The organism is Candidatus Competibacter phosphatis (genome assembly GCF_012939995.1).
Lineage (GTDB): Bacteria > Pseudomonadota > Gammaproteobacteria > Competibacterales > Competibacteraceae > Competibacter > Competibacter phosphatis.
On the sequence record NZ_SPMZ01000023.1, the window covers coordinates 19837 to 32646 of the forward strand.

The window sequence follows — 12810 nt, forward strand, 5'->3', positions numbered from 1 at the left end:
CATGGGCAAGAATGTAGTTATTATCGGCGCGCAGTGGGGCGACGAAGGCAAGGGCAAGATCGTCGATTTGCTCACCGAGAGCGCTGCGGCGGTGGTGCGGTTTCAGGGTGGGCACAACGCCGGGCACACGCTGGTCATCAACGGTCATAAAACCGTGTTGCATCTGATTCCCTCCGGCATCCTGCGCGAAGGCGTGCGCTGTCTGATCGGCAACGGCGTGGTGCTGTCGCCGACGGCGCTGCTGGCCGAGATCGATCGATTGGAAGCGCAGGGGGTCGCGGTGGCGGACCGGCTGCGGATCAGCGAGGCTTGTCCGTTGATCCTGCCTTATCACATCGCGCTGGATCAGGCACGGGAAAAAGCGCGCGGCGAGCGAGCGATCGGTACCACCGGCCGTGGTATCGGGCCGGCCTACGAGGACAAGGTGTCGCGGCGGGCGGTGCGCTTGGGCGATCTGTTCCAGCGCGAGCGTTTCGCCGCCAAGCTCGGCGAAGTGCTGGATTTCCACAACTTCGTGCTGCGGCATTATTTCCAGGCCGAAACGGTCGATTTTCAGCAGGTGCTGGAAGAGACGCTGGCCATGGCCGAACGGCTGCGACCGCTGGCGGCGGATGTGACCGAACTGCTGGACGCGCATCGTCGGCGCGGCGACAACATGCTGTTCGAGGGCGCGCAGGGCGCGCTGCTGGATATCGATCACGGGACTTATCCCTATGTCACTTCGTCCAATACCACCGCCGGTGGCGCGGCCACCGGGACCGGGCTGGGGCCGCGCTATCTGGATTATGTGCTGGGGATTACCAAGGCCTATGCGACCCGGGTCGGTGGTGGGCCGTTCCCGACCGAACTGTTTGACGAAACCGGCGAGTATCTGGCCGACCGGGGGCACGAATTCGGTTCGACCACCGGCCGCCGGCGGCGCTGCGGTTGGTTCGATGCCGTGGCGCTGCGCCGCTCGATCCTCAACAACAGCGTAACGGGTCTGTGCGTGACCAAGCTGGATGTGCTGGACGGGCTGGACAGTATTCGGATGTGCGTCGACTATCGCTGCGGGGTGGATCGGCTGGACCATGTGCCTCTGGGTGCCGAAGCGCTGGCGGCCTGTGAGCCGATCTACGAGGAGATGCCGGGCTGGCGGGATTCGACCTTCGGGGTGCGGCGGTATGAGGACTTGCCGGCCGCTGCAAGGGCTTATCTTCGGCGCATCGAGGAATTGGCCGATGCCCCGATCGATATCATTTCCACCGGCCCGGATCGAGCGGATACCATTGTGCTGCGAAATCCGTTCGCGGAGTGAGGGAGCGGGAAAGCAAAAGGCCCGGTTATCGACCGGGCCTTTTTCAATCTGGTGCCGAAGAGAGGACTTGAACCTCCACTGGGTTACCCCAACTAAGACCTGAACCTAGCGCGTCTACCAGTTCCGCCACTTCGGCTTGAGCGTCGCGCCGGTTACGGCGACAACGGGAGCGCACTATACGGATTGCTTCCCAGCCTGTCAATCGTTTCCGATTCATATTCTTGTAACCATTTCGAAGCGTTCTCATGACTCAAAAAAAAACGTAGTTCCTGGCGACAGATGGATCCTTTTCTAGCCCGGGAACAGGAGCAGTATGGCCGTCCCTCTCCCAGCCGCGAGTTCATTTTGCAATATCTGGAAGAGCGGGGGATGCCACTGACCTTGGAAGCCTTATGCACCGAATGGGGCATGGAGGAAAGCTGGGAAGTCGAAGCTCTGTCCCGTCGCTTGCGGGCCATGGAGCGGGACGGGCAACTGATCCGCAATCGCCGCGAAGGCTATGGGCCGGTCAGCAAGATGAACCTGGTGACCGGGCGAGTGATCGGTCATGCCGAAGGCCACGGGTTCCTGATCCCCGACGAAGGCGGCGATAGCCTGTTTCTCTCCCCTCGGCAGATGCGCAAGCTGCTGCACGGCGATCGGGCGGTGGTGCGGGTGATCGGGGTGGATTACCGAGGCCGGCGCGAGGGTGCGGTGGTCGAGGTGCTGGAGCGCAACACCGAGACCGTGGTGGGCCGGTTTTGCGAGGAGCGCGGCGCCTGCTTCGTTATTCCCGATAACAAGCGCATCAATCAGGACATCATCGTGCCGCCCGACGGTCGCGGCAATGCTCAAGCCGGTCAAATCGTCATCGTCGAACTGATCGAACAGCCCAGTGGGCGAACCCGGCCGCTGGGCCGGATCAAGGAGGTGCTGGGCGAACACATGGCGCCGGGGATGGAAGTACGGATCGCCATCGCCAGTCACGGTATCCCGGTGGAATGGCCGGAGACGGCGTTGGTCGAAGCGCGCGATTTTGGCGAGGCGGTGCCGGAAGTGGCCAAGCAGGGCCGCTGGGATTTACGGGCGACGCCGCTGGTGACCATCGACGGTGTCACCGCCCGCGATTTCGACGATGCGGTGTACTGCGAGCGGCGTGGCGCCAACTGGCGACTGCTGGTGGCCATCGCCGATGTGTCCTGGTATGTGCGGCCGGGCACGGCGCTGGATCAGGAAGCGCGCAAGCGCGGCAATTCGGTGTATTTTCCGGACCGGGCCATTCCGATGCTGCCGGAAACGCTGTCCAATGGCTTGTGCTCGCTGAATCCCGAGGTGGATCGGTTGTGCATGGTCTGCGAGATGACCTTCAATGCCGAGGGTCGCATCGTCCGCTCGCGTTTCGCCGAGGCGGTGATGCGCTCCCACGCCCGGTTGACCTACGATACCGTGGCAACCATCGTCGTCGACCGTGATCCGCGAGTCCGCGCCGAATTCGCCGAGGTAGTACCGCACCTGGATCGATTGCACGAACTGTATCAAGTGTTACGGACGGGTCGAGAGCAACGCGGGGCCATGGACTTCGACACCCAGGAAACCGTGATCGAATACGGAGCGGATCGCAAGATCGAGCGGATTTTGCCGACCGAGCGCAACGACGCGCATCGTCTGATCGAGGAATGCATGATTTCCGCCAACGTGGCGGCGGCGCGTTTTCTGCAACGCCACAAGATGTTGGGCTTGTACCGGATTCACGAGGGGCCGACCACGGATCGCCTGAACAAGCTGCGGGCCTTTTTTAGGGGAGATGGGGTTGGGGCTGGGTGGCGGCGATAAACCCTCGCCGCTGGACTATACCCGGTTGCTGGTTCAGGTTCGTGATCGGGCTGACGCCCATCTGATCCAGACGGTGATGCTGCGTTCCTTGGCTCAGGCGGTCTACAACCCAGGCAATGCCGGTCATTTCGGGTTGGCGTTGGAGGCTTATGCCCATTTCACGTCGCCGATCCGCCGCTATCCCGACTTGCAGGTGCATCGCGCCATTCGCCATGTGCTCAATGGCGGCAAGCCGGCCGATTTCCCTTTTACCCATGCCGATCTGATCGGCTTGGGCGAGCATTGCTCAATGACCGAGCGGCGGGCCGATGAGGCGGTGCGCGATGCGGTGGAATGGTTGAAGTGCGAGTTCATGCTGGACAAGATCGGGCAAGTGTTCGACGGCATTATCACCGGAGTCACGGGTTTTGGCCTGTTCGTGGAGTTGCGCGAAGTATTCGTGGAAGGTTTGGTGCATGTGACTTCGCTGCGCAATGATTATTACCAGTTCGATCCGGTGGGCCATCGTCTGCATGGCGAGCGGTCCGGGCAGGTCTATCGTTTGGGTGATGGCCTGCGGGTACGGGTGGCGCGGGTCGACCTGGACGAGCGCAAAATCGATTTCGAGCCGCTCGAAAGCGAGCGCGGCGAGAAGACGGAACGTCGGGGCCAGCGGAGTCGTCGCCGGCGCAGGGAATGAAGCCCATGACCGATGAGCTGATTCATGGTGTGCACGCGGTGGCGGCGGCGCTGAAATACGAGCCGGAGCAGTTGCGTGGCTTGTGGGTGGAGAGTCAGCGGCGGGATGCGCGGATACAGGCGTTGCTGGACGAAGCCGCCAAGCGAGGTGTGCCGATTCGAGCGGTCAACCGGGCTGAATTGGATCGTATGAGCGGCGGTGCGCGCCATCAGGGTATCGTCGCGCGGTTGGCGGTTCAGCAGCGAACTCACGACGAGGCGGATTTGCCGGCCTTGCTGACGGCGGCTGGACCGGCGCTACTACTGGTGCTGGACGGGGTGCAGGACCCGCACAACCTGGGTGCTTGCCTGCGCGGCGCGGCGGCGGCGGGCGCGCAGGCTGTGATTGCACCCGCTGACCGCGCCGCCGGTTTGAATGCGACGGTGCGCAAGGTGGCCTGTGGCGCGGTGGAGATCGTACCGTTCATCGCAGTGACCAATCTGGCGCGGACGCTGCGCGAGTTGCGGCAACAGGGGCTTTGGATCGTCGGCGCGGCCGGCGAGGCGGACACCAGCCTGTATGAGGTGGATTTCACCCTGCCGACGGCTATCGTATTGGGCGCGGAGGAAAAGGGGTTGCGGCGGTTGACCCGCGAAGTCTGCGACCGGCTGGCGCGAATCCCGATGGCCGAGAACGGAGTCGAAAGTTTGAACGTGTCGGTGGCGGCGGGGATTTTTCTGTTCGAGGCGCGGCGGCAGCGCGGCGTGAAAAATAATGGATATATTTAAAGCTGTGTCCGGTATGGCTTGAGGTTGAGGTGGAACTAATGAGTTTCAAGAATGTGCGTGCAGCTCAAAAATGGCAGGGTATTGATATTGGGCGATGGGCGTGGATCGGGCTTGGCCTTTGGTCCCATTTCAGCATGGCGGAGGCTCCCGCGACCGTTTTTGGTGAGTACGTCGGTAGCAGTTGTCCTCCCAAAACCGAGGCGAATACCTGTGTGCCCACCAAGGCGAGCGATCATGTCAGCATTCTGCATGACCAGGAAACAGAGGCCAAAATCAATGTAAAGATTGTCTTCGATAAAGGTCATATTTGCGCCCTGGAAGGCAGAGCCGTGTGGTCGGAGGGTTCTTTTATGCTTCATGCGGATGGCCTCGATCCTGAGAAACCTTGTCAACTGCTGTTGCAAATTAAGGGTTCCGAACTGACACTGGAGGATGCGGGAGGGCTTTGTCGCGAAGTCTATTGCGGGGCGCGTGGGACCTTCGAAGGCGCGCGTTTCAAAAAAGCGGCCATAGCACTCTTGCGGCGGAGGTTTGTTCGCAATCGATCATGGTTTGGAAGCAATGACTTTGCCGGGAGAAGAACATCATGCGTGCCAGCGTTAAAAGTCAATTCAGAACGTTCAATGCCCCCTTGGAAGGGGTCGTGAAGTACATGTATCTGGATATCAAAGGCTTGGTTACCATTGGGGTCGGCAATCTCATCGATCCGATCAATGCGGCATTGAATCTACCATTTCGTTATAAAAACAAACCAGGCGTCACGAATGCCGGCCAGTCGGCGAGTAGGGCCGATATCGAAGCCGAGTGGAAACTGATCAAAGGTAAACAAGAGCTCGCGCAAAAAGGACACCGTGCGTGCGAACCCTTGACCAAACTGGAGCTCGATGATACAGCCATCAATACCCTAATTGATCAACGCCTTATGCAAAACGAAAGTTTTCTTAAGCGTCAAAAGGCATTCAAGGACTTCGATCAGTGGCCAGCCGATGCGCAACTTGGACTATTGAGCATGGCTTGGGCGATGGGACCGGGTTTTTCGGCAAGCTGGCCGAAATTCAGCGCAGCCTGCGAGAAAATGGATTTCGATGCGGCGGCGGAGAATTGTAAGATGAGCGAAGCTGGCAATCCCGGTGTCATTCCACGTAATAGGGCCAACAAGCGCCTGTTTCAAAATGCAGCGGCTGTACTTGCCGGTGAAGGGGATGGTTTTTATAAGCGCGAAATTCTGTACTATCCACAAATATTGCTGAAACCAGTGATTATCAGCAATTAAATAACTTGGTGGGATCAGGGGTTATGGAATTAAAAAAGACTTTGGCGGATTGCAAGAGCGTCAGGGTACCGCGACGGGTGGTTCAAAGCGCGTCATTTCCAAATATCCCTGACCTTGAAGTTCTCGATCACTAGCGTGGCCATGCACCGCTACCGCCCCTTCCCAATACCGTACCGTTAGCCGCATTTCTTGGTCGGCGATTTTGGGGGTGACAGTCAGATCCAGTTTCTCGGTCGGTACGCGCAGCCGCCAGCCGGCGGGATAGCGGTCGCCAGTGCGCGGGCTGGTCCATGCACCGAGCGGTTGCAAGTCCACCTCGTTCCAGCGCAGCACGCGCGCCGAGCCATCGGCCTCGACCAGCATGCCTTTGCTGAACGGATCGACGCCGCCATCCTTGCGGCGCAGCCGATAAAACATGACGTCCCGTCCATCGTCGAGTTGCAGCGCGAACCAATCCCAGCCGCTTTGCTCCGGCCCCAGCGCGCTGGTACTCCATTCCCGGTCCAGCCAGCTCGCGCCGCTGACGGTGAACATCTGTCCGTTGAGACTGATCGTGCCTCGGGTCGGCAGGCGGGTCAGGGAATAGTAGTAGGATGCATTGCCGGGTTCGGCGCTTTTCTGACTCAAGCCCTGTTCTCCTTGCAAGACCAGCGGCTTGGCGGTGTCCAGCAGCAGATCGATGGCGATGTCGTCTTGATGCGCCCGTACCCGTAGCGGAAATGGCTCGGATCCGGTGCTCGCCAGCTCCCAATCTTCCAGCCAGACGCGCAGTGGCGCTGCTTGCGCGCCGGCCAGCCCCATTGCACCCCGATTGAAGCGCTCGAAGGCCCGATGCCTGTCATCGGCTGCGTCGGTCAGCGCGAAATGGCCCATGTAGACCTGATTAGTGCGCCAAGCCGAATCCGCAACCGGCGCGGTCGGGGCCAGCGCGATGCGAAACAGAGTCAACTGGTAACCGAACTCCCGGCCAGTGGCATCGGTCAGATTGCCGGTCACGTACCACCATTCATTGCGAAATGCCGGGTGTGGGCCGTGATCGGCGGGGAAGACGAATAGTCGTGGCTGGTAGGCCCGTTGGTAGCCGGCGTTGGCGTCGCCGCCCAGAGCAGAGCCGACGCCAACGCTGTTAATAATGCCGCCTTCTGGGGGTATGCGGGGCCAGAGGTAATAGCCGGTCGTCGCCAGGACCAGCACGGCTGACAGAATCGCTAATCCAACTCGCCAAAATCGCCGATTCATGAACGTTACTCGCTGCGCAGCGCGTCGGCCGGACGGGCGCGGGCCATCCGCCAGATCGGATACAATCCGGCCAGCAGAGCGGCGCCGATCGCCAGCGCCAGCGTTTCCAGCAATAGCAGCGGGTTTACTTGAAACGGCAGGCTCCAGCCGAAGGCTCGGCGGTTGATGACGAAGATCAGCACCGCCGCCAGCAGCAGCCCGGTCGGTAGCGACAGCAAGCCGGCGGTGGCGCCCATGAACCCCGTCTGCAACGAGACCAGCCCACCGATTTCTCCCGCCGTCATGCCGGTGGCGCGCAGCACCGCGAACTCCCACGCCCGCTCCAGTTGCAGGGCAAGCAGCGCGCTCAACACGCCGACCACCGCCACCAGGATTGCCAGCAGCCGCAGCACGTTGGTGATGGTGAAGGTGCGGTCGAAGATGTCCATCGTGATGCCTTGGATGTCGCGGTTGGAGCGGATCAGCAAAGGCTGAATCGGTCCCAGCCGTTCCCGCAGGCGTGTCCGCAGGGTCGTCGGATCCGTGTCCGCCGCCGCGAATACCGCCGCCGAGCCGACCGCCGGATCGTGCCAATAGCGTTCATAGCCGGAGCGGTCCAGCAAAATCCGGCCGTGCTCCGAACCGTAGTCCAGGAAGACTCCGGCGATGGCGAACGAGTGTAGTCCCTGTCCGGTCGATAGCGCTATCCGGTCGCCGGCCGAGAGCTGGCGGCGGTAGGCCAGCGGTTCGGAAATCAACACCGCCTCGCCGGTTTGGAACAGTCGCCAAGTGGTGTCCGCGTCGCCGGCGATCAGGTGGTAGCCAGTTTGGGAGGCGGGGGCCAGTTCCACCGCAAGCAGGGTTACGGGGCGGCGCTCCAGTTCGATCTTGAGGGCGCGATAGGTGGAGATCGCCGCCACACCCGGCGTATCCCGCAGCACCGCCAACGCGGCGGGAGTCAGCACATCCGAGCGGTCGCCACCGTCTTCGACGGCAGGCGAGGCTACATAGAGATCGGCGTTCAGCAGGTCGCCGATCCAGATCGCCACGCCGCTGCGAAAGCTATCCACCATCACCCCGACTCCAACCGTGGTGGAAAAGGCGACCATCAGCGCCGCGACCGCGATGCCGGTGCGGCTCAGATGGCGGGCGACATCGCGATTGGCCATCCGCGCCAGCAACCCCAGTCGGGCGGTCAGCGGTCGGCTTAGCCGGACCAGCCCGACCATGGCCGGCGGCGTCAGCAGCGCGCAGCCCAGAATCAACAGGAACAGTCCGGCGAAACCTGCTGTCAGCGTATGGGAAACCGCCAGCACCAGACCACCACCGGCCAACAACCCCAGGCCGGCCAGCAGCAGCCGGGGCAGGGCAGCGCGCCACCGGGTTTCGAGATGAGCACGGCTCAGCACCGCACCCGGCGGGGCGTCGGCGGCTTCCCGCGCCGGCAGCCACGCCGCCGCCAGCGTCGCCAGCAGGCCGAGCGCTGTGCCCTTGGCCAGTGACCACGGCTCGATCGTCAATTCGCGGACGCTGAGCGTGAAGTACAGGTCGTTGATGCTGCGGGTGACCAGATGCACCAGTCCCGATCCCAGCCATACCCCCAGCACGCCGCCGAGCAGCGTGCCCGCCAAGCCCAGCAGCAACGCTTCGCCCAGCACACCGGCGAACAATTCCCGGCGGCTGACGCCCAAGGCCCGCAAGAGGCCCAGCAAGGCGCGGCGCTGCACCACCGAAAAGGTCATGGCGTTATAGATCAGGAACATTCCCACCACCAGCGCCAGCAAGCTCATGGCGGTTAGGTTGAGCGAGAAGGCGGCGCTCAGATCAACCGTTGCTTGATTGCGCTCGGCCGGGCGTTCCAGCCGTAAATCCGGTGGTAGCCAAACGCGGAGTTCGGTCGCCAGATGCTCGCCGGCCGGACCTTCCGGAAGAATCAAATCGATGTGGTCCAACCGGCCGTCGCGGCCCAGCAAGGTCTGCGCCGTGGCGATGTCGGTGACGATCAGCCCCTCGAAAGCCACCCCCCGTAGCGTGCCGGCGCGGCGCAGGGTCAAGCGTTGTCCACCACGTTTCAGCGTGACTTCCGAACCCAGCGCCTCCGATAACAGGGCGGCGTTCGGATTCAGCAGCAAGGCGCGTAAATCGAAATCGCCGCCGGTGAGATCGGCCGCGAGATCGCGAAAGGGTGCTTCCGCGAATGGATCGACACCGAGGATTTGCAGCAACTGCCCCGGATGGTCGGCGCGAGGCAGGTAGCCGGTCACCACCGGAGCCGCCGGTCGGATGCCGTGCTCGACCCGCAGCCGGGTATAAACTGTTTCGGCCACGCCTTGCGGTCCGCCGAGGATGCGGTGGGTGGCGTGGCCGGTGATGCGATTCATGGCCAGTTCGAAACCGCGACGGGCGCTGGTATTGGCCAGATCCACCGCCAGCACCACCGCCACCCCCAACGCGATGCCGAGGATGGTTAGCCCCAATTGCCAGGGATGTCGCAGCGGGTGCCGTAGCAGCGCCCGCCAGAATAATGGCGTCATTGAACTTCTCGGAGATATCCGCCGTCCACCATCAGAATGCGGTCGGCGCGGGCGGCCACTTCCCGGCTGTGCGTGACCATGACGATGGTAGTGGCCGCTCGCTGGTGCAGGGTGAGCAGCAGATCCAGGATTCGCTCGCCGGTGGCGGTATCGAGGTTACCGGTGGGTTCGTCGGCCAGCAATAACAATGGATCGTGGACCAAGGCCCGGACGATGGCTAGCCGCTGCTGTTCGCCGCCGGACAACCGTTCCGGAAAACTATGGCGGCGGTTGCCCAGCCCGACGTTATCCAATAACTCCATGGCCCGGTCACGCCGATCCAGGCTCGCCAGTCCGTTTAATTCCAGCGGCAGGAGCAGGTTTTCCCCGGCGGTCAGAGTCGGTATCAGGTTGAAAAATTGGAAGACGAAGCCAATGTGGCGGCGACGAAACCGGGTGCGTTCGATCTCGCTTAAATCGGTCAGCGTCAGGTCATCGATGCGGATTTGCCCGGCATCCGGCAGGTCGATGCCCCCGAGCAGATTGAGCAGGGTGGATTTTCCGGAACCGGACTGACCGAGCAGAGCGACGAATTGGCCACGCGGGATATCCAAGGTCAAGTCGGCGAAGATGGTGCGCCGCAGGTCGCCTTCCGTGTAGTGTTTGAGTAGATGGCGTATCGCGATAAAGGTGTCCGTGGGGTCCATTAAATCCATCGGGGTTGTTGTAACTATGGACTAAAGAATGTATCAACCACTACTATTATTGTAAGTGCACAAAAGAGACTGTGGCGCGGCGCTTGAAGTTCCTCACCGATTGGCGCTGTGGACCTGAGACTGGAGGCGATGGTGGTTCCAAGTAGCCCATCCAGTCACGCAGTCAGAGCGATGTCGATGAAATATATTTCATAATCAAATGGTTGTATTAAATATGCGAAAGCTTGGAAAATTCAAGATTGAGGCGTGCATGGGGGGTCATGGCAGTTGTGCTCGTGCTCGGCGCCTGCGCCAAGCAACCGGGCTTGCCACCTTCGACGCAGTATGGTTCTCAGACGACTTCGCCGGAAACCTACAATTACCTGATCGGTCCTGGCGACCAGTTGCAGATTTTCGTCTGGCGCAATCCGGAAGTTTCGCAGACCGTGACCGTCCGCCCGGATGGCAAGATCAGTACGCCGTTGGTGGAAGATTTACAAGCCAGCGGCAAGACCTCCGCCCAACTGGCGAAGGATTTGGAAAAAGCGCTGGAGACTTATATCCGTCAGCCGATCGTCACTGTGATCGTCGTGGCCGGGATTGGACCGTACAGCGAGCAGATTCGGGTCATCGGTCAGGTGGGTGGTTCACGCGGTGGGCAAACGACCGGATCGCAGGGTGGGCAAACGACCGGATCGCAAGGAGGTCAAGCCGGCGTACAAGCCATTGCCTATCGACGAAAAATGACCCTACTGGACGTGATGGTGACGGTCGGTGGTTTGAACGAATTTGCCGCTGGCAACAAAACCAAGTTGGTTCGCATGGTGGATGGAGAACAAAAGGAATATGAGGTTCGCCTGGACGATCTGCTCAACGGCGACATTTCCGCCAACGTGGATATGTTGCCGGGCGATATCCTGATCGTCCCGGAGTCCTGGTTCTAAGTCGGCGGCGCAGACGGCTTCGAAGGACGCGCTCATGAATGACATCATTGAACTGGTACTGGGCTATCTGCGGGGAATCTGGCGTCATCGTTGGTATGCCATGGCTTGCGCGTGGCTGGTCTGCGTGCTCGGTTGGACCGTGGTCTGCATTCTACCCGATCAATATGAAGTATCAGCGCGGGTCATCGTAGACACCCAAACCATATTACAGCCCCTGCTTAAGGGATTGACGGTGGAAGTCGATCCCGATACCCAGGTTGCACTAGTCACAAAAACCTTGCTTAGCCGTCCAAATTTGGAACAAATCGCTCGCTTGGCTGGTTTGGATTCTCAGGTCAGGGGAACCGAGGCCATGGCCCGACTGCTTGAAGATCTACAGAAAAGGGTCAATTTATTGGGTTCTGGCAAGCAGCAAGAAAATCTATATACGATCACTTACGTTGGGCTTAATCCACAGGACGCTGAGAAGGTGGTTCGGTCGGCATTAACTGTTTTCGAAAAGAATTTGGTTGGTGGCAGTATGTTGGACGCTGAATCTGCTCAGCGATTTGTAGATGAGCAAGTCAGTGAATATGAAAATCGACTAAGTGTAGCTGAGAACCGTCTCAAGGAGTTCAAGCTTAAGCATGTGGGCCGAATGCCTTCGGAAGGCCAAACTTATAACGCGCGCTTGCAACAAATGGCTGCCGATCTTTCAGCGGTTCGGTTGGAACTCACTCAAGTGGAAAATCGTCGCGATTCTTTAAAACAACAGATCAATGAGGCTTTACAGCAACAGATCAAAGGTGATGGAGAAGTGGTTGCGTTGCCCATCGATCAGCGAATCCAGACTCTTGAACAGAATCTTGATGAGTTGCTGATCAAGTTTACCGATAAACATCCAGATGTCAGTATCCTCAGACTGACTATTGCTGACCTTAAAAAAGCAGCGTGAACAAGAGCGTCTAAAATATGCAGCTAGTCTTGCCGAGAGTGGTGCTAATTCGCGAAGTCAGAATGTCAATACAGTCTATCAGCAACTCAAGGTAAAACTTGCGGAAGAAGAAGCAAATATTGCCTCCTTGCGGGTAAGATTTGATGAGTATATGAAGCGATATAAAGAACTGCAGGCACAAGTTAGCACTCTTCCTCAGATTGAAGCTGAATTAGCAGCTTTGAATCGTGACTACGAAGTTAATCGCCAGCAGTACGAGCAACTGCTAGCCCGTCGGGAATCGGCTCGGCTGTCCCAAGAAGCTGAAAAAGCTAGACAGGAACTTCGCTTTAGGGTCGTCGATCCGCCTCGAATGCCAAATAACCCATCAGGACCGAAGAGACCGCTGCTGATGACTCTAGTGCTGGTCACTGGTTTGGGTGCCGGAGTGGGATTGGCATTTCTACTCTCACAACTCTGGCCGACCTTCGATAGTCGCCGTGGCCTCATGGAAAATACGGGTATTCCGGTATTTGGCAGCGTCGGCATGATACTGTCGCCGCCGGCCTTGCGTCGTGAGCGGCGATTGACGGTCGCATATGTCTCTTTTGGCGGGATGTTGCTGGTGGTCTATGCCGGTTTGATCGTCGTGGAAAGAGTCGGTTTGCTATGAGTGCTCAGGTTGGCTGTTGAGGAGAG

The 12810-nt window shown here is 59.9% G+C and carries 12 protein-coding genes and 1 tRNA gene; 9 read left to right on the top strand and 4 right to left on the bottom strand.

Annotated features, from left to right (window positions below; all coding sequences use genetic code 11):
- Position 1: 1 nt before the first annotated feature.
- The gene (locus E4P82_RS08635; RefSeq protein WP_169248504.1) at positions 2-1297 is read left to right on the top strand and encodes an adenylosuccinate synthase; all 1296 of its coding nucleotides are present in this window, start codon (positions 2-4) and stop codon (positions 1295-1297) included.
- Positions 1298-1346: 49 nt separating this feature from the next.
- Here the strand turns inward: E4P82_RS08635 and E4P82_RS08640 are convergent.
- Positions 1347-1433 (bottom strand) — tRNA-Leu (locus E4P82_RS08640).
- Between the two features lie 143 nt (positions 1434-1576).
- Between E4P82_RS08640 and E4P82_RS08645 the strand changes: the two genes are divergently transcribed.
- The 5 genes from E4P82_RS08645 to E4P82_RS08660 are packed head-to-tail and all read left to right on the top strand — an operon-like array spanning position 1577 to position 5828.
- Complete coding sequence (locus tag E4P82_RS08645; protein ID WP_312914468.1) at positions 1577-3109, top strand: ribonuclease R family protein; 1533 nt, start codon at positions 1577-1579, stop codon at positions 3107-3109.
- On the top strand, positions 3081-3788 hold the full coding sequence (locus E4P82_RS23165) for an RNB domain-containing ribonuclease (RefSeq protein ID WP_312914470.1): 708 nt from the start codon (positions 3081-3083) through the stop codon (positions 3786-3788). The genes E4P82_RS08645 and E4P82_RS23165 overlap by 29 nt, the downstream gene beginning before the upstream one ends.
- 5 nt (positions 3789-3793) lie before the next feature.
- Positions 3794-4555 (top strand): 23S rRNA (guanosine(2251)-2'-O)-methyltransferase RlmB, encoded by a 762-nt coding sequence (gene rlmB, locus E4P82_RS08650; RefSeq protein ID WP_169248505.1) that lies wholly within the window; start codon positions 3794-3796, stop codon positions 4553-4555.
- A gap of 38 nt (positions 4556-4593) precedes the next feature.
- Complete coding sequence (locus E4P82_RS08655) at positions 4594-5202, top strand: hypothetical protein (RefSeq protein ID WP_169248506.1); 609 nt, start codon at positions 4594-4596, stop codon at positions 5200-5202.
- On the top strand, positions 5142-5828 hold the full coding sequence (locus tag E4P82_RS08660; RefSeq protein WP_169248507.1) for a lysozyme family protein: 687 nt from the start codon (positions 5142-5144) through the stop codon (positions 5826-5828). Before E4P82_RS08655 ends, E4P82_RS08660 begins: the two co-directional genes overlap by 61 nt.
- Before the next feature lie 60 nt (positions 5829-5888).
- On the opposite strand, the gene E4P82_RS08665 is transcribed toward E4P82_RS08660, so the two are convergent.
- The 3 genes from E4P82_RS08665 to E4P82_RS08675 are packed head-to-tail and all read right to left on the bottom strand — an operon-like array spanning position 5889 to position 10266.
- Entirely contained in the window at positions 5889-7067 is a 1179-nt protein-coding gene (locus E4P82_RS08665; protein ID WP_169248508.1) for a lipocalin-like domain-containing protein, read from the bottom strand.
- A 5-nt stretch (positions 7068-7072) separates the two neighbouring features.
- Positions 7073-9580, bottom strand: coding sequence for an ABC transporter permease (locus tag E4P82_RS08670; protein WP_169248509.1), 2508 nt, complete (start codon positions 9578-9580; stop codon positions 7073-7075).
- The gene (locus E4P82_RS08675) at positions 9577-10266 is read right to left on the bottom strand and encodes an ABC transporter ATP-binding protein (RefSeq protein WP_169248510.1); all 690 of its coding nucleotides are present in this window, start codon (positions 10264-10266) and stop codon (positions 9577-9579) included. Before E4P82_RS08675 ends, E4P82_RS08670 begins: the two co-directional genes overlap by 4 nt.
- Positions 10267-10535: 269 nt before the next feature.
- Here E4P82_RS08675 and E4P82_RS08680 point away from each other — a divergent pair, with 269 nt between their 5' ends.
- From E4P82_RS08680 to E4P82_RS08690, 3 genes are read left to right on the top strand one after another with little or no spacing between them, the layout of a single operon-like run.
- On the top strand, positions 10536-11198 hold the full coding sequence (locus E4P82_RS08680; RefSeq protein ID WP_169248511.1) for a polysaccharide export protein: 663 nt from the start codon (positions 10536-10538) through the stop codon (positions 11196-11198).
- A gap of 34 nt (positions 11199-11232) precedes the next feature.
- On the top strand, positions 11233-12132 hold the full coding sequence (locus E4P82_RS08685) for an XrtA system polysaccharide chain length determinant (RefSeq protein ID WP_169248512.1): 900 nt from the start codon (positions 11233-11235) through the stop codon (positions 12130-12132).
- Positions 12107-12784, top strand: coding sequence for a GNVR domain-containing protein (locus E4P82_RS08690; RefSeq protein WP_169248513.1), 678 nt, complete (start codon positions 12107-12109; stop codon positions 12782-12784). Before E4P82_RS08685 ends, E4P82_RS08690 begins: the two co-directional genes overlap by 26 nt.
- Positions 12785-12810: the final 26 nt, after the last annotated feature.